Source organism: Amycolatopsis sp. SB7-3, assembly GCF_041021335.1.
Lineage (GTDB): Bacteria > Actinomycetota > Actinomycetes > Mycobacteriales > Pseudonocardiaceae > Amycolatopsis > Amycolatopsis japonica.
This window is the reverse complement of record NZ_JBFPJQ010000002.1, coordinates 743,217-764,629: the sequence shown is the minus strand read 5'-3', so window position 1 is coordinate 764,629 and position 21,413 is coordinate 743,217. Positions and strand designations below refer to the sequence as shown.

The window sequence follows — 21,413 nt, the reverse complement described above, 5'->3', positions numbered from 1 at the left end:
CGGGGGTGGTGGGCGGGTCGGGCCCGCCCGCACGATTTCCGGAACTGTACGCCTTCGCCACGTCCCGGGAGAAACGATGACCGACACTCACGTCCGGCGGTTGCTCGAGGTCTACGACGACGAGCGGGCCAGTGCGGCGACGCTGTTGTGCGACCGGCATCCGGCGGAGGCGGTCGCGTTCACCGTGGTCGAGGCGGATCTGACCAGTGTGGACCTCACCTACGGCGAGCTGCGTGAGCAGTCCGAACGCTTCGCCGGGGCGCTGCTCGGTCTAGGTGTCGGACCGGGGGACCGGGTGGCGACGCTGATGGGCAAGTCGGCGGAGCTCGTGGTGGCGCTGCTCGCGATCTGGCGGCTGGGCGCGGTGCACGTCCCGCTGTTCACCGCGTTCGCGCCGCCCGCCATCGCGTTGCGTATCACCGGCAACGGTACGAAGGTCGTCATCGCCGACGCCAATCAGCGCTCGAAGCTGACGCCGTCCGCCGATCTGCCCGCCGACCCGGCGCGGCGGATCGTGGTGGTCGGAGAGGGCGAGGACGGCGACCTGTCGTTCCGCGAGATGCTGGCCGACGCCGCGCCGCTGCCGGGATCCGCGGAGACCGGTGGAGCCGGGGTTCTGGTCGAGCTGTTCACCTCCGGGACCACGGGGACGCCCAAGGCTGTCCCGATTCCGCTCCGCGCGCTCGCGGGTTTCCAGGCGTACCAAGACTTCGCGCTCGACGTCCGCGCCGACGACGTCTTCTGGAACGCCGCCGACCCGGGCTGGGCCTACGGTCTGTACTACGCGATCATGACGCCGATGGCGACCGGCAGGCGGAGTCTGTTGCTGCACGCGGGTTTCTCGGCCGAACTGACCTGGGCGGTGCTGGAGAAGTTCGGCGTCACCAACTTCGCCGCCGCGCCGACGGTGTACCGCGCGCTCCGGAACTCGGCCGCCCCGGTGCCGGACGGCCTCCGGCTGCGGCACTGTTCGTCGGCGGGTGAACCGCTGACCCCGGATGTCCTGGAGTGGGCGTCGTCGAAGCTCGGCGTCGGCGTTTACGACCACTATGGACAGACGGAACTCGGCATGGTGGTCGGCAACGCTTGGCATCCGGACCTCCGCTCGGAGGTCAAACCCGGTTCGATGGGGCGCGTCCTGCCGGGCTTCGCCGTCGAGGTCCTCCGAGAAGACGCCGACGTGATCGCCGAGCCGGGAGAACGCGGACGCGTCGCCCTGGACCTCTCGGCGAGTCCGCTGGTGTGGTTCCGGGGCTACCGCGACGCACCCGAGCGCACCGCCGCGCGGTTCAGCCCCGACGGACGTTGGTACTACACCGGCGACGTGGCCGCCAAGGACGCCTCCGGTTACCTGACCTTCGCGTCACGGGACGACGACGTCATCCTGATGGCGGGTTACCGCATCGGCCCGTTCGACGTGGAAAGCGTTCTGCAGCAACACTCCGCGGTGGCCGAATGCGCCGTGATCGGGGTCCCGGACGAACTGCGCGGCGAGGTGGTCGTGGCGTACGTGGTGGCGCGCGAAGGTGTTTCCGCCGATGCCGCCCTGGTTTCCGAACTGCAGCAGTTGGTGAAGACCCGGTTCGCCGCGCACGCCTACCCGCGTGACGTGCGCTTCGTGCCGGAGCTGCCCAAGACACCCAGCGGGAAGATCCAGCGATTCCTCCTGCGGCAGAAGCATTCGAGCTACTGATCGATCGGCCAGGTTTCGTCCCGTAGCAACCGTTTGAGTACCTTCCCGGTCGCGTTCCGGGGCAGCTCCTCGACGAAGTACACGTCCCGCGGGACCGCGAAACGGGCCAGGCGGTGGTGGATGTAGGCGCGGACGTCGTCCGCGCTCATCCGCGCGCCGCGTTTCGGGACGATGTACGCCGCGAATCGTTGCCCGAACTCGCGATCCGGCACACCGATCACGGCGGCCTCGTGGACGCCGGGCAGGGCGACGATGGCCTCCTCGACCGGACGCGGGGACACGTTCTCCCCGCCGGACACGATCATCTCGTCCGCCCGGCCGGTGACGAAGAGGCGGCCGGCGGCGTCCTGGTAGCCGACGTCGCCGGTCGCCATCAGGTTCTCCGCGCGGGGCACGCTGGCGCCGTCGGTGTAGCCCTCGAACAGCATGTCGTTGCCGACGAAGATCTGTCCCTCCCAGCCCGGCGGGACCCGCTTGTGGTCGTCGTCGAGGATGGCGACGCGGGTGCCGGGCGGGCAGCGGCCGGCGGTGGTCGGCGCGGCGCGCAAGTCCTCGGGGGTGGCGATGCTGGCCCACGAAACCTCTGTGGAGCCGTAGAAGTTGTAGAGCACGTCGCCGAAGGTGTCCATGAACTCGGTGACGATCGTGCCCGGCAGCGCGGATCCGCTGCTGGCGACGATCCGCAGCGAAGACAGGTCGTAGCGGCTGCGGATCCGTTCGGGCAGGTCGAGGATGCGCTGCAACATGATGGGGACGGCGAACAGCACACCGCACCGATGTTCCGCGATGGTCCGCAGGATCTCTTCGGCGTCGAACCGGCGGATCAGCGACAGCGAAGCCCGTACGGCCATCCCGATCTGCATTCCGGCGAGCCCCCAGCTGTGGAACAGCGGCGCGGCCACGACGAAGCGGTCTCCGGAGTGGAGCGGAATGCGGTCGAGCATGGCGGCCGACGTCGACAGTCCCTTCGGCGTCGGCCGTCGTGCGCCTTTCGGGGTGCCCGTGGTGCCCGAGGTGAGGACGACGAGTCTGCCGATCCGGTCCACCGGTTTGAGTTTGGTGGCGGGCACCCCGGCGATGAACTGGTCGATCGTCGGGTAGCCGTTCTCGGTCTCCGGCCAGGTGGACAGCCGGAGGAAATCGCCGGGGATGTCGGCGATGATCCGTGAGAACTCGTCGTCGGCGAGCACCGCGACCGGTTTGTGCAGCCCGATCACGTCCGCGACCGCGCCGGCGGACAGGCCGGTGTTGAGCAGGATCGCGTCCACGCCGAGTTTGCTGCACGCGATCAGCGACTCGACCATCGTCGCGTGATTGCGGCACAGCAAGGCGATCCGGTCGCGGGCGCGGACGCCGCGGGCCGCCAGCGCGTTCGCGAGCTGATTGCTGCGATCGGCCGTCTGCTTGAACGTCCGGACGTTGCGTTCATCGTGCAGCGCGACTTCATCGGGGACGCGCGCGGCGTTGGCCGAGTAGCCGCCGGCGACGGTGGCGCCCCATTGCGAGAGCGAGGTGAGTTGCCGCGCGATCTTGTCGGGGCGCGCGGCCGCGAGCACCCCGGCCTTGATCAGCGTGCTCGCGGTGTGCAGCGTGGTCGCCTTGGTGTGCGCCGGTTCGTCCTGAGGTGACGCCGCCCGGCCGGAAAGGTGCAGATCGATCCGCCGGGCCGCCGCGCGGACGGCGCGTTTGAAGGACGCGGCGGACACGAGCGGGGAGTGCGGCGCCGGAAGCATCAGCTGCGCGAGGAGTTCTGTGCCACCGTCGGGGGACTGTCGCAGCTCGACCGAGACCCAGATGCCGTCGTTCTCGACGCCGCACCACACGACGTGCTCGCCCGGCCGCCAGACCCGCGCCTCGATCTCGCCGACGACGAGCGTTCCCGGCCGCGGTTCCAGCCGGACAAGGCATTTCGGGCCGCGCCCGCGTTCGGCGGGACGCTGGAGCTCGCACCAGCTGATCTCCGCGACGAACCTCGAGTAGGACTCGGGATCGCCGATGACTTCCCAAACCTGGCCGGGGGAATGCCCGAGAATCGAGCTCGCCTGGACCACATCGTCTCGCATGCGATTCGCCTCACCACGCGCGTTCGGGTGTTGACCGGGCCGCTGCCGGCGCCTCCTTCGTCGTTCAAGTTCGGCGAACCTACCAGCAATCGGCCGAACGCAATACTCCGAACGACCGCGGGTTCGCGTCCGCCCAAGGGAACCGTCTCGGACGAGGGTAAGTGTTCGGACGGCGCGACGCCCTCCGCCGACGGTGTTGATCGCGACGTCCGATTCTCGCCAGCCTCAGGCAGGTGAGGCAGCGAAGCTGACGAACGTGACAGTTTCCACGACTGCGGCCGAGGCCGCGCACACCCGTATCGAGCCCGGAATCCTCTACTTCGGCACCCCGGTGGTGCTCCTCTCGACGGTCGACCAGGCGGGCACCGTGAACCTGGCCCCGATGTCGTCGGCGTTCTGGCTCGGCTGGCGGGGCATGCTCGGGCTGGGCGCGAAGTCCAAGACCGCGCAGAATCTCATGCGCAACCGTGAATGTGTTCTGAATCTCCCTTCCGACGCGCTGGCGGCCGCCGTCGACCGGCTGGCGCTGACCACCGGATCGGATCCGGTCCCAGCCCGCAAGTACGAGCGCGGCTACCGGCACGAACCGGACAAGTTCGCCCGTGCGGGGCTCACCCCGGTCGCTTCGGAGACGGTCCGTCCGCCGCGTGTCGCGGAATGCCCGGTGACGATGGAGGCCGTTGTCGAGGCCGTGCATCCCCTCGCCGAGGACGATCCGAAACAACGCGGCGGCGTGCTCGTGTTCGAAGTGCGCGTTCAGCGTGTCCACGTCCACGACGACGTGCGGATGCCGGGTACCGAAGACCGGATCGACCCCGACCGGTGGCGGCCGCTGATCATGAGCTTCCAGAAGCTCTACGGCCTCGGCCCGCAGGTCCATCCGTCGACGTTGGCGAAGATCCCGGAGCGGCTCTACCGCGGGCCCGACATCGAGCGGTCGCGAGTGAACGAGAACCGGTTCACCAACGGCAGCCAGCGCTGATAGGACCCGGCCAGCAATGGCCACGCTTCGCCGGAGAGGCCACGTTCGAGCTTCGGCCGCAGTTCGTGGTCGTTCATCGAGGACACGATCTCGACGGCCTTGTCGCCGGGGTCGGTCCCCTCGATGGAGGCGAACCACCGGACGGCGTCCGGATGTCCGACGTGGACCGCGAGCAGCACCAACACCGCGCGGAACGGCGCCTCACGGTCGCCGTCGGAGAGGAACTCCGCGAGGTCTTCTCCGGCGAACCGTGCGCGCAGCAGGCGATACAGGTTCAAGAGCCGTTTCGCGGCACGAGGGGACCGGACGAGCGGGGCCAGTGTCGGCAGGAAGTCCAGTTCCTGTGCCGAGATCACCAGCCGAGGAGGTCGTAGGTCTATTGTGGACTGTTCGGACGACGGTCGCGGTGCTTCCGCGCGAGGACGAGAACCGGTCGCGACCGCAGAGTGGTCGCCGGTGGCCTGATCCGTTTCGGCGGGTGCGGGCGCCGGGGTGGAGTCCTGGACCTCGGTGTCGGCGAGCCCGCGCACGAGCCCCGCGAACCCTGGATCGTCCATGGGGGACAACGTGAACGGCACCTGGAAGATCTTTTCGAGGTAGCTCTCGGCGAAGGTTTCCGGGTCGTCGCCGAGCATCTCCTCGTAGTGCTGCTCGACGGCCTTCTTCAGCCAGCGGGAGTCGACGCCCACCACGACGACGAACACGGGCAGGGCCAGCAGGAGATGGATGGCTTCGAGGACCTGGACGACGACCTTGGGCGGGCAGCGATCGAGGTCGTCGATGTAGAGAACGGTCCGTTCGATCTTGCCGGAACCGTGCGGGACCTCGGCGAGCATCGTCGCGAACGTTTCGAGATCCTTGCGCAGTAAGGAGACCACGCCCAGATGCTCGACGTAGTCCGAGACCCGGGACTCGGCGAACGACACGAGGTCCAGCCCCGGCGCGAGTTCGCTGACCGCCTTTTCGAGCCGGTCGGATTCCGCGTCCAATTCGGCCAGGCGCCGCTCGGTCTCTTCGTCCTCTTCGGACGGACCGCCGAGTTTGTCGAGCGCCTGGCGGATCCGGTCCGCACTGGCGCGCATCCGCAGGACGACGGTCAGCGCGGAACTCACCACCGTGAGCCCGCCGAGCACTCCGGAGACCTGTGACCGGCCGACGAGCAAGGTGACCACCAGTACCGTCAGCAGTCCGCCGATCAGGACCAGCAGCGGCACCGGATCCTGGCGCAGGCGTCGCCAGAATTCGGCGACGTCGGAACGCAGGCCGCCGGTCTCCTGCGCGAGGCGTTCGAGATCCTCGGCGGTCGGCTGGTCGACGCCGATCTTGGACGCGATCCACGCCTTGTCCGCCTCGGTGAGGCTGTCGAACACCGCGAGGACGTATTCGCGCGGCTTCCGTCGCCTTCGCTTCGCTTGTTTCTGCTGGGCCGTCAGGGTTCTGCGTTCGAGCCGGACCGCGCTGAGCCTGCCGAGCAGGGTCTTCTCGGTCTTGCGGCGTTCGGCGAGCAGATCGGCCTGGCGCTGAAGGTCGTTTTCGGCGCCGCTCGCGGCGAGGTTGTCGAAGATATGCGTGGCGAGGCTGGCGAGGAGGTTCGCTTCGCTGTAGTGCCAGGCGTTGAAGCTGATCTGGCGGACACTCGAACAGTAGGAGGACACGGACTTCCCGTGCGCGCTCGCCTCGGTTTCGGCCGTCCGCGCGGAATCGGCGAGTTCGCGGACGCGCAGCTGCATCTGCCGCATGAAGAAGCTCTTGCCCGAACCCCAGCTGCCGAACAGGCCGATCGACAGGGGAGGGGTGATCATGCGTGAGACCACCAGGTCGGCGAGCATGCGCACGTCGGTGCCGATGCCGAGGCGGTCGACGCCGTCTTCGGTGTCGGGCCGGTAGTCGGCGACGTGGGCGGCGAACGGGTCGGGGGACACGATCGGCTTGGGCGGCTGCGTTTCGGCGGGCAGGCCGGCGAGTTGCCCGGCTCTACGGACCGGTGCGGATTCGGGGAACATCTGGTCGGCGACGAGGCGCTCGCCGCCGGAGAGACCTGCGGCGAGCCTCACGATGGTGGGGCGAAGAGGGCCGAGGGCCTCTCGCAGCTCCGGGTTCTCATACCGGTCCTCCCGGATGACCCCGAGCGCCCGGCGGGCGGTGCTGTGCCGAAGCCAAGTAGCCAGAGGGAGCGAGAGACCGGTGTTCACATCCAGCTCGCCGTCCAGCCAGACGACGGCGGCCGCCGCACCCCGCTGGAGAGCGAGGTCGGTGCTCTGCGGCTTGATGATCAGTTCGTAGTCGGGGTACGACGCCAGCAAAGCCTCGTATGCGGTCCGCCGGACCCCCGAGTTGTGCTCGTAGACGATCAGCGTGAACGGGGCGGCCGACAGCGCGGCCCGGACGTCCTGGTCGACATCCCGCGGCAGATATGGGCGCAGCTCCCCGCCGATGGGCGAGTTCTTCAGCAGGATCGCCGGATCGACGTTGCGTACCAGCACCATTCGAGGTCCCCTCCCAAGGCCGAACGGAAGGGCAGTCTAGAGGGCGGATACTCAGCTGTGGGTGAAACTCCGCATCCGTTCGGTCACCACTCGCTACGTTGGATCTCATGACGGGGGAGCGGCTCGACGGCAGGTACGCGAAGCTCTGGGCGGCGAGTACGACGTCCGCGCTGGGCAGTGGTCTCGCGACGGTGGCGGCGCCGCTGCTGATCGCTTCCCGCACCGACGAACCGCTCGTGGTCTCGGGCGGATTCGCGGTGGCGTGGTTGCCTTGGCTGCTCTTCTCCCTGCCGGGCGGGGTGCTGGCCGACAGGGTGGACCGGCGGAAGCTGATGATCACCCTGGACTGGATCCGCGTACCCGCCGTCGCGCTGCTGGCCGTCGCGATCACGGCGGGAAACGTCGGCATCGCCCTGCTGTACTCCGTCCTCTTCGTGATCAACGCGAGCGAGGTCGTGTTCCGGACGGCGAGCGGGGCGATGCTGCCCGCGATCGTCCCGAAGTCGTTGTTGGAACGGGCGAACGGGCGGCTGTACGCCGGGACGACACTGGCCCACGGCATGCTTTCCGGTCCGCTGAGCGGATTCCTGTTCGGCGTCGCGGCTAGCATCCCGTTCTACGTCAACGCCGGCACGTACGCGGTCAGCGCCCTGCTGCTCGGGCTCATCGCCGGTGCCTATCGCTCGCGGCCCGGCGACGAACCCGGCGAGCCCGTGGTGCGTCGCTCGATTCGGGCGGAGGTGGCCGAGGGATTCCGGTGGCTGGCCGGTCAGCGTCTGCTGCGGACCATGGTCGGGCTGATCGGCATGCTGAACCTCACGCTCGTCGCTGCCACGTCCGTGTTGGTGTTGCTGGCGAAGGAGCGGCTCCAGCTGGGTTCCGTCGGCTACGGCCTGCTGTTCACCTGTATGGCGGTGGGCGGGCTGTTCGGCTCGGTCACCGGAGACCGGCTGATCGCGTGGTGCACGCCGACCTGGACGTTGCGGATCGGTTTGCTGATCGAAGCCGCGACCCATCTGGTGCTGGCGACGAGCACGAACGCGCCGGTCGTCGGGGTGACCTTGTTCCTGTTCGGGGTGCACGGAGCGCTGTGGGGCATCGTCGCCAGCTCCCTGCGGCAGCGGCTCACCCCGCCGGACATGCTCGGCCGGGTCGGCAGCACCAGCCTGTTCGTCATCGCGGGCGGCAATTGCGTCGGCGCGTTGCTCGGCGGTGCGGTGGCGTCGAAATTCGGGCTGACGACGCCGTACTGGGCCGGTTTCGTGGTGGCGGTGCTCGTTTCCGCGCTCACCTGGCGGGTGTTCGACCGCGCGGTCGTCTCCGCGGCCTACGCGGAAGAGCCTGCGGTCAGCCGTTGATGCCGGTGAGAGCGAAGAATTCCTGCCGCGAGCGGGCGTCTTCGCGGAGCGTGCCGAGCAGGGTGGAGGTGACGGTGCTCGACCCGACGGCCTGGACGCCGCGCAACGTCATGCAGGAGTGCTCCGCCTCGATCACGACGCCGACGCCACGGGGTTCGAGCTGCTCTTCGAGCCAGTCGGCGACCTGCTTCGTCAGACGCTCCTGAACCTGCGGACGGCAGGCGAAATGCTCGACGATCCTCGCCAGTTTGGACAGGCCGAGGATCCGGTCGCCGGGCAGGTAACCCACGTGCGCGACGCCGACGAACGGCAGCAGGTGGTGTTCGCAGACGGACCGGACCGGGATTCCCCTGGCGAGGACGAGTTCGTCGTAGCCCTCGTCGTTGGGGAAGGTCGTGAGGTCGAACGGACGCGGGGTGAAGAGTTCGGCGTACGCGCGCGCCATCCGGCCCGGCGTGCCGCGGAGGCTCTCGGAGTCCAGTGAGATGCCCAGTGCGGTGAGGAGATCGGCGGCCGCGGCCTCGGCGGCCGCCAGGTCCGGTCCCGGCCCGGTTTCGTGCACGACGCGCAAGGCGGGAGTGGACATTGGGCCTCCTAGGCTGGACACGGTCCCCAGTGGTTATTTAACCAAGACTTTTGGGTGTTTTGCCACCCGCGGGCTCATCGTACATGGTAGATCCCTGCTCCAGAGTGTTCCGTCGGTTGAGATAGGCGATATCGTGGTGTACGTGACAGTGCCCGATCCGGACGGCCTCGACGTCCCCGCCATCGCCGCGGTGGCGGCTCTCGACGACGACCTTCGCCGGGGTATGTACGCCTACGCACGGCGCGCGCGGCGCCCGGTCACCCGGGACGAGGCGGCGGCCGCGGTGGGGATCTCCCGCAAGCTCGCCGCCTTCCATCTCGACAAACTCGTGGACGCCGGACTGCTCAGATTCGGTTTCGCGGCGGGCCCGGTGGTGAAGGTGGGACGCAGGCCGAAGGTCTACGAACCCGTCGACGACACCATCCAGGTGCAGCTTCCCGCCCGGCGGCACGAGGTGCTCGCGGGGATCCTCGCCGAAGCCGTGCTCGCCGAAGGGAGCGGTGAGACGGCGAGGGAGGCCGTCCGCCGCGTCGCGGGGGAGCGGGGCTTCGCGGCGGGCGAGGAGGAACGCGCGCGGACGCGGCCCGGCAGGCTCGGCGCCGAACGTGCGCTCACCGTGGCCGAAGGGATGCTTCGCCGCTACGGTTTCGAACCGAGCCGGGACAGCAGGACCTGCGTCCGGTTGCGGAACTGCCCGTTCCATCCGTTGGCCGCGAAGGCTCCGGACCTGGTCTGCGGGATCAACCAGGCGTTCTTGGCCGGTTTCCTGGACGGCGTGCGCGCCGGGAACGTGGAAGCGGCCCTCGTTCCCGGCGCGGCCGAGTGCTGTGTGGAGCTACGGCAGGCCGAATAGGCCGGTCAGGAGGCGCCGGCGATCTGCCGTGTGGCGACGTTGAGCCGGTTCCAGGTGTTGATGGCGGCGATCGAGAGGACCAGGCTGGAGAGCTGCTTGTCGTCGTAGTGACGAGCGGCCTCGTTCCAGACCGCGTCGTCGACCGGGTCGGCCCGGTCCGCGATCCGGGTGAGGGCCTCGGCCAGCGCGAGTGCCGCGCGTTCGGCGTCGGTGTAGTAGGCGGTGTCGCGCCACGCCGCCACGGTGAAGATCCGCTCGTCGGACTCGCCGGCCTTGCGCATTTCCTTGGTGTGCATGTCCAGGCAGCCGCTGCAGCCGTTGATCTGGCTCGCGCGGACGTGCATGAGGTAGTGCGTGGTCTTCGGGACGCCGGTGTCGCCGGCCGATTCCGACAACGCGATCAAGGCTTTCAGGGTGGCGGGGTTCGACAGGGCGGGATTCGGGATGCGGGTTTCCATACCGGTCTGACGGATCCCGAAGCGGAGATGTGACCTACCAGGGCACGGTTTCGCCGTAGAGATCCAAGAACTGCAGACCGGGCGCGCCCGCCTGCGCTTCGAGGACGTCGACGACGGCAGGCATGCTCTCCGCGGCGGTGAGAGGGGCGCCGGAGCCGCCGAGCGGCGTTTGGTTGTGGCCGGGGTGGATGAGGAGTTTGGTGTGCCCGTCCTCGGCGTACCGGGTGGAGTAGCTGCGCATCAACTGGTTGAGCGCGGCCTTGCTGGCCTTGTAGGCCTCGAATCCCGGCCTGGTGTTCAGCGAAATGCTGCCCTGCCTGGACGACATGACCGCGACGGTGCCACCCGGTACGACCAGATCGCGAAGGGCTTCCAGGGTGCGCAGTGGGCGCAACGCGTTGGTGATCATGACTTCGGCGAAGGTCTCGGTGGAGACCTCGGTGATCGGCAGATTCCCGCGGTCGATCGCGGCGTTGACGAAGAGCAGGTCGAGCTTGGTGCCGTCGAGCCGTTCACGCAGGGCGGCGAGCTGCTCGTCACTGGTCATCTCCAGTGATTCGACCCGCAGCCGCCCGTCCGAGGCGTCGGCCTTCTCCTGAAGGTCTCCTCCGCGCTGGCGCGTGGTGGCGACGACCTGCCAGTCGCGCCGGGTGAGCTCCTCGGCCAGGGCCAGTCCCAGGCCGCGCGAAGCGCCGATGACGAGAGCCCGGCGCTCGGTTGTTCGAGACACGAAAACTCCTTGATGAAGAGGTTTGTCTAGACGAGACGTTGCGTCTCGACAATAGCGCGGTAAGGTGGCCGCATGCCAGCCGTGAATTCGCAGCCCCGCAGGGCGCGCTCCGGCAACCAGCGCGACGAGGCCGCCCGCCTGGCCGTGCTCCATGCCGCGGACGACCTGCTCGTCGAGCACGGCTTCGCGCGGTTGACCATCGAGGCGATCGCGCGGCAGGCGGGGGTCGCCAAGCAGACGATCTACCGCTGGTGGCCGTCGAAGGTCGAGATCCTGCTCGACACGCTCATCGAGGACAGTGAAAAGCGCTTCGCGGTCCCGGTGGACAAGCCGTCCGATCTCCGCGGCTACTTCCGCGGCTACGCGCGGTTCGTCACCCGCGACCCGGCGGGCAAGGTCCTGCTCGCGCTCATCGCCGAGGCCCAGCACAGCCCCGAAACCGCCAAGAGCCTGCACGACCGCTATCTCGGTCCGCGCCGGGAGCTGGAACGCGAACTCCTCGCGCGCGGGATCGAGGCGGGCAAGGTCTCGACCGCGCTGGACCTCGACGCCGCGCTCGACGCCGTCGTCGGCCCGATCGTCTACCGGGCGATGACCGGAGCGAGCGTCCCCCGTGCCCTGGTGGACGCCCTGGTCGACGGACTGCTCAAGGCTTAGGCGGGCACCGACGCGCGATCGCGGAGCGAGACCTCCAGCTTGAAGCCCTCCGGCTTGAGGGTCAGCAATTCCTGCACCTTCAGCCGATAGGACGGGTCGCTCCGCAGGTCGTACCGGCTCAGCAGCATGCCGAGCACCAGCGTCGCCTCGTGCAGGGCGAACTGCCGTCCGATGCAGGCGCGCTCGCCGGTGCCGAAGGGCTTGTAGACATGCGCCGGCCGGGCGCGGTTGCGTTCGGGGGAGAAGCGATCCGGGTCGAACGACTCGGGATCGTCTCCCCAGACGGGATCGCGATGCAGCGCCGGGATGAGGACCAGCGCCCACTGCCCCTTCCGCATCGGGTACTCGCCGCCGACGACGGTGTCCACCTGGGCTTGGCGTGCGAACGCGGGCGCCGTCGGCCAGAGCCGGAGCGCTTCGTCGAGCACTCGCCGGACGTAGCGGAGTTTGGCGACCTCTTCGTAGGACGGATCCGGGTTCTCGCCCCAGACCTTGTCCACTTCGGACCGCGCACGGGCCAGGACGTCCGGGTTGCGGGCGAGGTAGTACAGGGCGAACGACAGCGCGCCCGACGTGGTTTCGTGGCCTGCCACGAGGAAGGTGATGATCTGGTGCCGGATGTTGTCCTCGTCCAGCACCGCGCCGGTGCTCGGTTGCGTGGTGTTCAGCATGAGCCCGAGCAGGTCTTCGGTGCTCGGATCGTTCCGGCGTGCCTCGATCACGTCGGCGACGACGGAGTGCAGGAACGCGAGGTCGGCTTCGTTGCGCTGGTTCGCTTTCCGGCTCAGGAGCGGGCCGATGACCGGCGGCTGGATGGCCGTCCGCTGCGCGTGCCGCAGCGTGCGGACCATCGCGGCGACGAACGGATGCGGTTCGGCGCGTTCGAACGACGAGAAGCTGTAGCCGAAACCCGTCCGGCCGATGGTCTCCAGCGTCAGCTTGGTCATGTCGTCCGCGACGTCGACCTCGCCGCCCCTGTCCCACGTGTCCAGCAGTTCGCGGGTGATCGCCAGCATCGTGGGGTGGTAGCGCTGCATGGCGTTGCGGCTGAACGCGGGCGCGAGGATCTCGTGCGCACGCCGCCAGTTCGGCTCCTCGTTGTGCGCGGTGAACAGCCCGTCGCCGCCGAGCGGACGGAGGTTCGAGATCGCGGGAGTGACGTGCTTCGCGAACCGCTTCTCGTCGGAGAGATCGGCGACCATCTCAGCGCCGTGCACGAACACGATGCTCCGGCCGAACACCTTGCGCTCGAAGACCGGGCCCAGCTCGGCCGCGTGCCGCATCGAGTCCTGGACCGGCGTCTTCGGCGAGACGCCGAGCACGTCGCCGATCAGCGGGATCCGTCGCGGGGGATGGGGGAGAGCGGTGGTCATCGAGCCCCTCCAGGGTGAGCGCTGTTGAACCGGCATCCAATAGCGAGCGTGGCCTGTTACTGAACCCGTGTCAAGTAAGTACGATGCCCGGATGGCGCCGAGTACTTCCGGGAAGCCCCGCAGCAGGCTGTCCACCGCCGAGCGGCGGGAACAGCTGCTGCGGATCGGTGCCCGCCTGTTCGCGGAGCGGCCGTACGACGACGTGTGGATCGAGCAGGTCGCGGACATCGCCGAGGTGTCCCGAGGGCTGCTGTACCACTACTTCCCGACGAAACGGGACTTCGTCACCGAGGTCATCAAGGCACAGGGCGAGCGGCTGCTCGAGATGACCAAGTCCGATCCCACGCTGCCGGTCGAGGAGCAGCTGACGGCCGGCCTCGACGCGTACCTCCGCTATGTCGAAGCCAACGAGGACGGGTACCGGGCACTGCATTCGGGCACGTCCATCGCCGTCGACGGCGTCCGCGAGGTCCTGGACAACAACTTCGCCGAACAGGGTCGCCGCATCCTCGAAGTGCTGTGCCCGGAGAGCGAGCCGCCGGAGGCCCTGCGGGTGCTCGTGCGCGGCTGGCTGGCCTTCGTCGTGGCGGTCTGCCTCGACTGGCTCAAGTACCGGAGGCTGAGCCGGGACGAGGTCCGGGATCTGTGCGCGAAGGCGTTGCTCGACCTCGTCGACCTGCCAACATGACCTCGGCGCGTTCCTCGATCAGCCTCATCCGCGCGAGCCGCTCGCCGTCGTCGTTGTGCGCCGCGGATTTGGTGACCTGTCCGGGCCACTTCCGGTAGAACATGCCGCACGTGGCGATGAAGTAGCCGTCCGAGCAGGCGTTGGCGGCGAGGATCAGCCCGGTGTCCTCCGACGCGGGCAGCGCCATCCAGCCGCCCAGATCCAGCAGCAGTTCGCGGCGGATGCACAAGGTCCCGGCCACCACCGAAGACACGTAGCCGTTGCGCTGCCAGTGCCGCAGGATCGCGCCGCGCTCGATCGGCCCCTCGTCGGGGTCGCTGTCGAAGCCGGCCGTGGTCCCGTCCGGGAGGAGGTCGAGGACCCGGCAAGTGGTCCAGCCGATCGCCGGATCCACAAGCGCGGCGATGTCCCGCGAGAGCGCGCCGGGGGTGAGGAGGTCGTCCGCGTCGAGGGCTTTGATCAGCTCTCCGGAGGCGCGAGACAGGCCCATCATCCGCGCCACCCCGGGACCACCCCGGCGGCCCGAGCCGGGCAGCACTCGCGCGTCCGCGGGGAGGGCGCCGTCGAGCAGGCCGGTCTCGCCGTCCTCCTGCACCAGCCATTCCCAGCTCCAGCCGGGCGGGAGTTCCTGCGCGACGAGGGATTCGTACGCCTCGGTCAAGAACGGCAGGCTCGGCGCGTGGACCGGCGTGATCACGCTGATGGTCGGCATGATCAGCCCGGGCGCCGAGCGGTGATCAGGAGATGCTCCTCCGGCGGGGTCCCCGGCTCGTCCGCGGTGAAGATCTCCGAGTGGGTGCCGGTGACCTCCAGCCCGGCCGCCTCGACCCGCCGGACGAGGTCGTCCGGCGCGAAACTGGTCTCGAGAAAGGTGCGGCCGAAGAATTCCGCCGGCACGTCTTCGGCGTCCCGCGGCACGGTGACCAGCGCGAAAAGGCCACCCGGCACCAGCCAGCGCGCGATGTCGGCGAGCACGGCTTCGGTGTCCTTGCGTGGCATCTGGAGGAACGGGAAGAAAGCGCAGACCGCTTCCCAGGTCTCGGGCGGCGAGGCCCATTCGCGCACGTCGGCGTGGACGAAGGTGGCGGCCGGAACCTGCTCGCGCGCGATGTCGATCATCACCGACGACACGTCGAGCCCGGTCACCCGATGGCCCGCGGCGGACAGCTCCTCGGCGACCGGCTTGCCGGTACCGCTGCCGATGTCGAGCACCCTCGACGACGGCGGCAGGGTGTCCAGCAGATGCCGCACCGCCTTGTCGACCACCGGAGCCCGCCCGAAGACGTCTTCGTAGTCGGACCCGATGGCGTCGAACAGCTCCGCCGCGGTGACGGGTCGGTCCATTGCACAGCTCCCCGGATCGAGTGGATCTCCCTCGGCGAATCTACCGTTCCGCCGTCTCGCGTTCTCGACGGAAGTGGCTGTTTAGACTGGGGCGGACGGAGTTCCTGGGGTTTGGGGTACAGATGAGCGTGTCGAGTGACGAGTTCCACCGGATGCTGAAGACGCTCGCCGACGTCGAGCGCTCCGACGCGAAGGAGTGGGAGTCGTTCAGCGTGCGCGGGAAGCGGTTCGGCTACTACTGGCCGCGGACCCAGACCGTCGGACTGAAGCAGACCCTCTCGGAACAGGAAGCCCTCGTGGCCGAGCGACCCGATGTCTTCGAGGTGCAGTTCACCGCCGGGGGATTCGGCTGGGTGGTGGTCTACCTCGACGGGATCGAAGCGGACGAGCTCACCGAATTGGTCTACGAGGCGTGGCGGCTTTCCGCCCCCGAGGAACTCGTCGCCCAGGTTCCGCCGCCGTGCTGAGCGTTAGCGCATTCGTGTGTTGACGCGCGTCACTCTTTTCTTGGGGAACGTTTTCGGGGACGTGGCGTTGTAGAGGGTGTCGGTACGGATGGTGCCCCCGGGCCTCACCCTTCGCCTTCATGGAATACCGGTTCGGCCGGAGCCATGTCGTGCCTTTCGCCGAGAGGCGGCCCACCGTATCGGCCTTTGCTCCCGCTTCCGCTCGCAGGTAACCCCCAGGCCTTCGCTGAGCGGGAGCGGGTCTTTTTATTCCGTCCGTCGACGTGGGTCACCTTTTGTTCGTGTAGACGCGGGTCACATCGATTCGGGCTCGCCGCCGGGGAACATTTCCGGTGGTGATGCGTTGTAGAGAGTGTCGGTACGGATGGTGCCCCCGGGCCTCACCCTTCGCCTTCGCGGAATACCGGTTCGGCCGGAGCCGCGTCGAGCCACTCGCCGAGAGGCGGCCCCCGTACCGGCCACAAACTCCCGCTTCCTGCTCGCAGGAACCCCCAGCCTTCGCTGAGCGGAAGCGGGACCTTTTCTTTCGCATTTAGCCGACTAAATGCGAAAGAGGCGCCGCCGGATCAGGACTCCACCAGAGCTCCATCGGCCAACCGAACCCGCCGATCCACCTTGATCTCCTTCAGGAACCGCTCATCATGGCTCACCACAACGAAAGCCCCCTGATAAGCACCCAGCGCACTCTCCAGCTGCCCGACGCTGACCAGGTCCAGATTGTTCGTCGGCTCGTCCAGTAGGAGCAGTTGCGGCGCGGGCTCGGCGAACAGGACGCAGGCCAGGGTGGCTCGAAGGCGCTCGCCGCCGGAGAGAACTCCGACGGGAAGCTGGCTTCGCGCGCCTCGGAAAAGGAAGCGGGCGAGGAGGGTCATTCGCTGTGACTCTGGCAAGCTCGGGGCGAACGTCGCGAAGTTCTCGGCGATGGTCCGGTCGAGGTCCAGGAGATCGAGCCGTTGCGAGAGGTACGCGATCCGGCCCTCCGCCCGCTTCAGCACGCCGCTGTCCGGCGTGAGGTCGCCGTTGAGCACCCGCAGGAGCGTCGACTTCCCCGTGCCGTTCCCGCCGGTCAGCGCGATCCGTTCGGGGCCGCGGATCGTCAGGTCGACGCCGTCGCCCGCGAAGACGTTCCGGTCGCCGTAGCGGACCTGGATGTGCTCGCCGTGGAACATCGTGCGTCCAGCGGGGACGTTGGTGCCCGGCAGGATCAGGGCGATCTTCTGATCGTCGCGAAGGGAGCGTTCGGCCTCGTCGAGGCGGTTCTTCGCGTCGCTGACGCGGGCCGCGTGCGTCTCGTTCGCCTTGCCGGCCGACTCCTGGGCGTTGCGTTTCATGGTGCCGGCGAAGATCTTCGGCAGACCGGCGTTGCCGAGGTTGCGGGCCGCGTTGCCCGCACGCCGCGCCGCCCGTTCGCGCGCCTGCTGCATCTCCCGCTTCTCGCGTTTGACCTCTTGCTCGGCGCTGCGGACGTTGCGTTCGGCGACCTCCTGTTCGGCCTTGACCGCCGCTTCGTACTGGGTGAAATTCCCGCCGTGGTACCGGAGATCGCCGCGGTCGAGTTCGGCGATCCGGTCCATCCGATCGAGTAGTTCGCGGTCGTGACTCACCAGCAGCAGGCAGCCGGACCAGTCCTCGAGGACGCCGTAGAGCTTGCGGCGCGCGTCGAGGTCGAGGTTGTTGGTCGGTTCGTCCAGCAGCAGGATGTCCGGCCGTTTCAGCAACTGCGCGGCGAGGCCGAGGGAGATGATCTGCCCGCCGCTCAACGTCCGCAGGCTCCGATCCAGCGAGATGCCATCGAGGCCGAGCCGGTCGAGCTGGGCGCGGGTGCGCTCCTCGATGTCCCAGTCGTTCCCGATGGTGGTGAAGTGCTCTTCGCTCGCATCACCGGACTCGATGGCGCTCAGTGCCGCGAGCTGCGGCGCGATGCCCAGTACCTCGGCCACGTCGAGGTCGGCGGTGAGCGGCAGCGACTGCGGCAGGTAGCCGAGGACTCCCTGCGCAGAGACGGACCCGGACACCGGCCGCAGTTCGCCGGCGATCAGCTTGAGGAGCGTGCTCTTGCCCGCCCCGTTCGGCGCGACCAGGCCGGTGCGGCCTCCGGGCACGGTGAAGGACAGGTCGTCGAAGACCGGGGTGTCGTCCGGCCAGGCGAACGACAGGGCGGACACGACGACGAAGGCGTCTGACATGGAAATGACCTCGTGAAAGACAGCGGGCGCCGCGAGGCGGCACCGCGATGGACGTGGCTGTGAAGGGACGACAAAGTGGCCACGTCGGCGTCAACGCCGGTGGCCTGCCAACTCCGGCTCACCCGGAGATGTCGTCTTCACCTGCCACGTCTGGTCTCCCTGTTTTCTCGATCAGGTCCAGCCCACGATAACAAGACCCGCCGGGACGCGGCCACCGCAATCCCGGCGGGGTGACGGCGACGCCGTCAGCTCAGCCCGTTCCGGCTGATCGTCCGGGCGTACCAGAGCGCGCTCCGCTTCGGCGTCCTCCGCTGGGTCGCGTAGTCGACGTGCACCAGGCCGAACCGCTTGGCGTATCCCTCGGCCCACTCGAAGTTGTCGAGCAGCGACCAGTAGAAGTAGCCGCGCAGGTCGACGCCCGCCTCGATCGCCTCGTACGCGGCGCGCAGATGCGAGTCGAGGAAGCCGATCCTGTCGGTGTCCGCGATGTCCCCGCCGATCAGCGCGTCGGGATACGATGCGCCGTTTTCGGTGATGTACAACGGGATCGGCCGATAGTCGCGGTGCACCTGGAGCAGGCATTCGGTGAGCCGCGACGGCTGGACCTCCCAGCCCGAGTCGGTGCGTGGCGCCGTCTCGTCGGGGACGAAATGGACGTCGGGGGAGCCAAGCCAGTCGGCGCTCGCCGGTTCGCTGCCGGGCAGGGGAGTGCCCGCGACCTGGTAACCGCGGTAGTAGTTGATGCCCAGCCAATCGATCGGCGCGGCGATGGTCGCGAGATCGCCGTCCCGCACGAGCTCCTCGATGCCGAGCGGCGCCAAGTCAGCTCGCAGATCCGCGGGATAGGAGCCACGAAGCACCGGGTCCAGGAACAGCCGGTTCTGCAGGCCGTCGATCCGGCGCGCGGCCTCGACGTCCACAGTGGACGAAGGGTCGACCGCCGACACCGGATACAGGTTCAGTGTCACGCCCGACGACGCGGCGGGCGCGTGCCGCCGCAGGACGTCCATCGCGAGCCCGTGCCCCAGCAGCAGATGGTGCGCGGCCGCGACGGCGGCGCGGGGCTCCTGCCTGCCGGGCGCATGGATCCCGCGCGCGTAGCCCAGCATCGCGGCGCACCACGGCTCGTTCAGCGTGGACCAGCGCGGCACACGGTCGCCTAGGTGCGCGACGACCGTTTCGGCGTATTCGGCGAACCGGAAGGCGGTCTCGCGTGCCGCCCAGCCGCCCTGGTCTTCCAGGGACTGGGGGAGATCCCAGTGATACAGCGTCGCCCAGGGCTCCACTCCGGCTTCGAGCAGCTTGTCCACGAGCCGGTCGTAGAACGCGAGTCCCCGGGGATTCGGCGCGCCGCCGTCGGGCCGGATCCGCGGCCACGACAGGGAAAACCGGTACGCGCCGAGCCCGAGCCGCCGCATCAGGTCGACGTCCTCGGCATAGCGCCGGTAATGATCGGCGCCCGGTTCACCGGTGTCTCCGCCGACGACGGCGCCGGGGCGGCGGGCGAAGACGTCCCAGATCGAGTCCGTCCGGCCGTCGGCGGTCGTCGCCCCTTCGACCTGGAAGGCCGCGGTGGCGGCGCCCCACACGAATCCGGGCGGGAACAGCAGCGCGGTCTTCGCCCGGACACTGTCGGGATGAGCGGACATGGTCACCCTTTCACGGCACCTTGCATGATCCCGGCCACGATCTGGCGGCCGAGGAGGAGGAAGACGATGAGGATCGGGATGGTGGCCAGGGTGGTTCCGGCCAGCACCAGCGAATAGTCGACGTAGTAGCCGCTCTGCAGCTTCTCCAGTGCCAGCTGGACGGTGGGGTTTCCGGCGTCCAGCACCACGAGCGGCCACAGGAAGTCGTTCCACGACGTCATGAACGTGAACATCGCCAGGATCGCCGCCGCCGGACGGACCGCGGGCAGGCAGACGTTCCAGAAGATCCGGATCATGCTGCAGCCGTCGACCCGCGCCGCCTCGATCAGTTCGTACGGCACCGCGTCCAGCGTGTACTGCCGCATCCAGAAGACACCGAACGCGGTCACCAGGTTCGGCACGATCACCGACTGCAACCCGCCCGCCCAGCCGAACTCCGACATGGCCATGAACAGCGGGATGATGCCGAGCTGGGTCGGCACGGCGAGGGTGATGACGATGAACACGAACAGCCCGTTCCGGCCGCGGAACCGCAGCTTGGCGAACGCGAACCCGGCGAGCGCCGAGAACAGCACCGTGGTGAGGGTGACCGTGCCGGACACGATCAGGCTGTTCCCGAGCGCCTTCCAGAACGGCACCGTGTCGAAGACCCTCGCCGCGTTGGCGAAGAAGTTCCCGCCCGGCAGGAAGGGCGGCACCCGTTCGGTGAGCATCCCGCTGTCCCGGCTGGCCACCAGGAACGACCAGTAGAACGGGAAGAGCGAGCCCAGCACGAAGATCGTGAGCACGACGTAGGTCGCCCGGCGCGGTTTGCCGAGCGCCGAGACGCCACGCTTTAGTCCATTGTGGATCGTGGTCATTTCTTCTTCACCGCCGTGAGCCTGCCGGTGAGGAAGAAGTTCACCAGCGCGATCAGCACGATGATCACGAACAGCACCCACGCGATCGCCGAGGCATAGCCGAGTTCGTAGTTCTCGAAGGCCGTTTGGTACAGGTACAACGTCACGGTCTGGAACTGGTTGGACGAGCCGCCGTTGTTCGAGCCCGGCATGGCGTCGAACAGCTTGGGTTCGGTGAAGATCTGCAGGCCGCCGATCGTCGAAGTGATCGTGACGAAGATCAGCGTCGGCTTCAGCAAGGGCAGCGTGATGCTGAAGAACCGGCGCGCGGTCCCCGCACCGTCGATGAGGGCGGCCTCGTGCAGTTCCTTCGGGATGGCCTGCATCGCCGCCAGCACGATGAGCGCGTTGTACCCGGTCCAGCGCCAGTTCACCATGATCGCGATCGCGACATGGCTGCTGAACCGGCCGGCCTGCCAGTCGACCGGGTCGAGCCCGATCGTCTGCAGCAGACCGTTGACCAGTCCGTACTTCGGCCCGAACAGGTTCGCGAAGATGATGCCGAGTGCCACCAGGCTGGCGGCGTACGGGAGCAGGACGCCGACGCGCCAGCCGGTCGCCCCGCGGATCCTGGCGCTGAGCAGCGCGGCCAGGAGCACCGCGATGATCAGCTGCGGAACGCTGGAGAGCAGGAAGATGCTGACGGTGTTCTCGAGTGCGTTCCAGAACTGCGTGTCGGCGAAGAGTTCCTTGAAGTTGTCCAGCCCGATGAAGGTGGGATCGTCATCGCCCGCCTCCCAGCTGAACAGGGACACGTACGCCGTGTAGAGCAGCGGGAACAGCCCGACGATCCCGAACACCACGAAGAACGGGGCGATGTAGAGGTACGGCGAGACCTTGACGTCCCACCGGCTCAGCCGATGGCGGAGGGTGGGCCGGGGCGGCGTGCGCGCCCCGGCCTTCGCCTCGTCCGGCGCGATCTTGTCGACGACGGTCATCGG

Annotated in this window: 19 protein-coding genes; 7 read left to right on the top strand and 12 right to left on the bottom strand. The window is 68.4% G+C overall.

Translation table 11 applies throughout. The features are described 5' to 3' along the window. Window positions 1-76 precede the first annotated feature (76 nt). Window positions 77-1,693, top strand: a complete 1,617-nt coding sequence (locus AB8M46_RS21710) for an AMP-binding protein (RefSeq protein ID WP_394361359.1) — start codon at window positions 77-79, stop codon at window positions 1,691-1,693. On the opposite strand, the gene AB8M46_RS21705 is transcribed toward AB8M46_RS21710, so the two are convergent. Next, window positions 1,687-3,756: an AMP-binding protein gene (locus AB8M46_RS21705; protein ID WP_394361358.1), complete on the bottom strand. Its 2,070-nt coding sequence runs from the start codon at window positions 3,754-3,756 to the stop codon at window positions 1,687-1,689. The genes AB8M46_RS21710 and AB8M46_RS21705 overlap by 7 nt on opposite strands. Before the next feature lie 256 nt (window positions 3,757-4,012). Here AB8M46_RS21705 and AB8M46_RS21700 point away from each other — a divergent pair, with 256 nt between their 5' ends. After that, window positions 4,013-4,738, top strand: coding sequence for a flavin reductase family protein (locus tag AB8M46_RS21700; protein WP_037340128.1), 726 nt, complete (start codon window positions 4,013-4,015; stop codon window positions 4,736-4,738). Here the strand turns inward: AB8M46_RS21700 and AB8M46_RS21695 are convergent. Continuing rightward, window positions 4,669-7,224 carry a P-loop NTPase fold protein gene (locus AB8M46_RS21695; protein WP_394361357.1) on the bottom strand — a complete coding sequence of 852 codons (2,556 nt, stop codon included), beginning with the start codon at window positions 7,222-7,224 and terminating at the stop codon, window positions 4,669-4,671. The genes AB8M46_RS21700 and AB8M46_RS21695 overlap by 70 nt on opposite strands. Before the next feature lie 107 nt (window positions 7,225-7,331). Here AB8M46_RS21695 and AB8M46_RS21690 point away from each other — a divergent pair, with 107 nt between their 5' ends. Then, entirely contained in the window at window positions 7,332-8,582 is a 1,251-nt protein-coding gene (locus AB8M46_RS21690) for an MFS transporter (protein WP_394361356.1), read from the top strand. On the opposite strand, the gene folE is transcribed toward AB8M46_RS21690, so the two are convergent. Then, complete coding sequence (folE, locus tag AB8M46_RS21685; protein WP_038512743.1) at window positions 8,572-9,168, bottom strand: GTP cyclohydrolase I FolE; 597 nt, start codon at window positions 9,166-9,168, stop codon at window positions 8,572-8,574. The genes AB8M46_RS21690 and folE overlap by 11 nt on opposite strands. A gap of 136 nt (window positions 9,169-9,304) precedes the next feature. Between folE and AB8M46_RS21680 the strand changes: the two genes are divergently transcribed. After that, window positions 9,305-10,021: a helix-turn-helix transcriptional regulator gene (locus AB8M46_RS21680; protein WP_394361739.1), complete on the top strand. Its 717-nt coding sequence runs from the start codon at window positions 9,305-9,307 to the stop codon at window positions 10,019-10,021. Window positions 10,022-10,026: 5 nt separating this feature from the next. Here the strand turns inward: AB8M46_RS21680 and AB8M46_RS21675 are convergent, their stop codons facing one another. Together AB8M46_RS21675 and AB8M46_RS21670 are read right to left on the bottom strand one after the other, a co-directional pair. Next, complete coding sequence (locus tag AB8M46_RS21675) at window positions 10,027-10,479, bottom strand: carboxymuconolactone decarboxylase family protein (RefSeq protein WP_394361355.1); 453 nt, start codon at window positions 10,477-10,479, stop codon at window positions 10,027-10,029. A gap of 34 nt (window positions 10,480-10,513) precedes the next feature. Further along, on the bottom strand, window positions 10,514-11,209 hold the full coding sequence (locus AB8M46_RS21670; RefSeq protein ID WP_394361354.1) for an SDR family NAD(P)-dependent oxidoreductase: 696 nt from the start codon (window positions 11,207-11,209) through the stop codon (window positions 10,514-10,516). Between the two features lie 72 nt (window positions 11,210-11,281). On the opposite strand from AB8M46_RS21670, the gene AB8M46_RS21665 reads away from it, so the two are divergent. Beyond that, window positions 11,282-11,866, top strand: coding sequence for a TetR/AcrR family transcriptional regulator (locus tag AB8M46_RS21665; protein WP_394361353.1), 585 nt, complete (start codon window positions 11,282-11,284; stop codon window positions 11,864-11,866). Here AB8M46_RS21665 and AB8M46_RS21660 read toward each other — a convergent pair. Next, window positions 11,863-13,239 carry a cytochrome P450 gene (locus tag AB8M46_RS21660; protein ID WP_394361352.1) on the bottom strand — a complete coding sequence of 459 codons (1,377 nt, stop codon included), beginning with the start codon at window positions 13,237-13,239 and terminating at the stop codon, window positions 11,863-11,865. The two genes, AB8M46_RS21665 and AB8M46_RS21660, sit on opposite strands and share 4 nt — an antisense overlap. 91 nt (window positions 13,240-13,330) lie before the next feature. Here AB8M46_RS21660 and AB8M46_RS21655 point away from each other — a divergent pair, with 91 nt between their 5' ends. Further along, window positions 13,331-13,927, top strand: coding sequence for a TetR/AcrR family transcriptional regulator (locus AB8M46_RS21655; RefSeq protein ID WP_394361351.1), 597 nt, complete (start codon window positions 13,331-13,333; stop codon window positions 13,925-13,927). On the opposite strand, the gene AB8M46_RS21650 is transcribed toward AB8M46_RS21655, so the two are convergent. Both AB8M46_RS21650 and AB8M46_RS21645 read right to left on the bottom strand, forming a co-directional pair. Next, window positions 13,845-14,639 (bottom strand): glycosyltransferase family 2 protein, encoded by a 795-nt coding sequence (locus AB8M46_RS21650; protein ID WP_394361350.1) that lies wholly within the window; start codon window positions 14,637-14,639, stop codon window positions 13,845-13,847. The two genes, AB8M46_RS21655 and AB8M46_RS21650, sit on opposite strands and share 83 nt — an antisense overlap. Before the next feature lie 2 nt (window positions 14,640-14,641). Continuing rightward, window positions 14,642-15,271: a class I SAM-dependent DNA methyltransferase gene (locus tag AB8M46_RS21645; RefSeq protein WP_394361349.1), complete on the bottom strand. Its 630-nt coding sequence runs from the start codon at window positions 15,269-15,271 to the stop codon at window positions 14,642-14,644. 122 nt (window positions 15,272-15,393) lie between these two features. Here AB8M46_RS21645 and AB8M46_RS21640 point away from each other — a divergent pair, with 122 nt between their 5' ends. Beyond that, entirely contained in the window at window positions 15,394-15,738 is a 345-nt protein-coding gene (locus AB8M46_RS21640; protein WP_037338722.1) for an MmcQ/YjbR family DNA-binding protein, read from the top strand. A gap of 566 nt (window positions 15,739-16,304) precedes the next feature. Here the strand turns inward: AB8M46_RS21640 and abc-f are convergent. The 4 genes from abc-f to AB8M46_RS21620 all read right to left on the bottom strand — a co-directional run bounded on the left by abc-f (window position 16,305) and on the right by AB8M46_RS21620 (window position 21,410). Continuing rightward, the gene (abc-f, locus tag AB8M46_RS21635) at window positions 16,305-17,924 is read right to left on the bottom strand and encodes a ribosomal protection-like ABC-F family protein (protein ID WP_394361348.1); all 1,620 of its coding nucleotides are present in this window, start codon (window positions 17,922-17,924) and stop codon (window positions 16,305-16,307) included. Between the two features lie 245 nt (window positions 17,925-18,169). After that, the gene (locus AB8M46_RS21630; protein ID WP_394361347.1) at window positions 18,170-19,579 is read right to left on the bottom strand and encodes a GH1 family beta-glucosidase; all 1,410 of its coding nucleotides are present in this window, start codon (window positions 19,577-19,579) and stop codon (window positions 18,170-18,172) included. Further along, entirely contained in the window at window positions 19,576-20,433 is an 858-nt protein-coding gene (locus AB8M46_RS21625) for a carbohydrate ABC transporter permease (protein ID WP_125735821.1), read from the bottom strand. Before AB8M46_RS21625 ends, AB8M46_RS21630 begins: the two co-directional genes overlap by 4 nt. After that, window positions 20,430-21,410: a carbohydrate ABC transporter permease gene (locus AB8M46_RS21620; protein ID WP_038512778.1), complete on the bottom strand. Its 981-nt coding sequence runs from the start codon at window positions 21,408-21,410 to the stop codon at window positions 20,430-20,432. Before AB8M46_RS21620 ends, AB8M46_RS21625 begins: the two co-directional genes overlap by 4 nt. Between the last annotated feature and the right edge of the window lie 3 nt (window positions 21,411-21,413).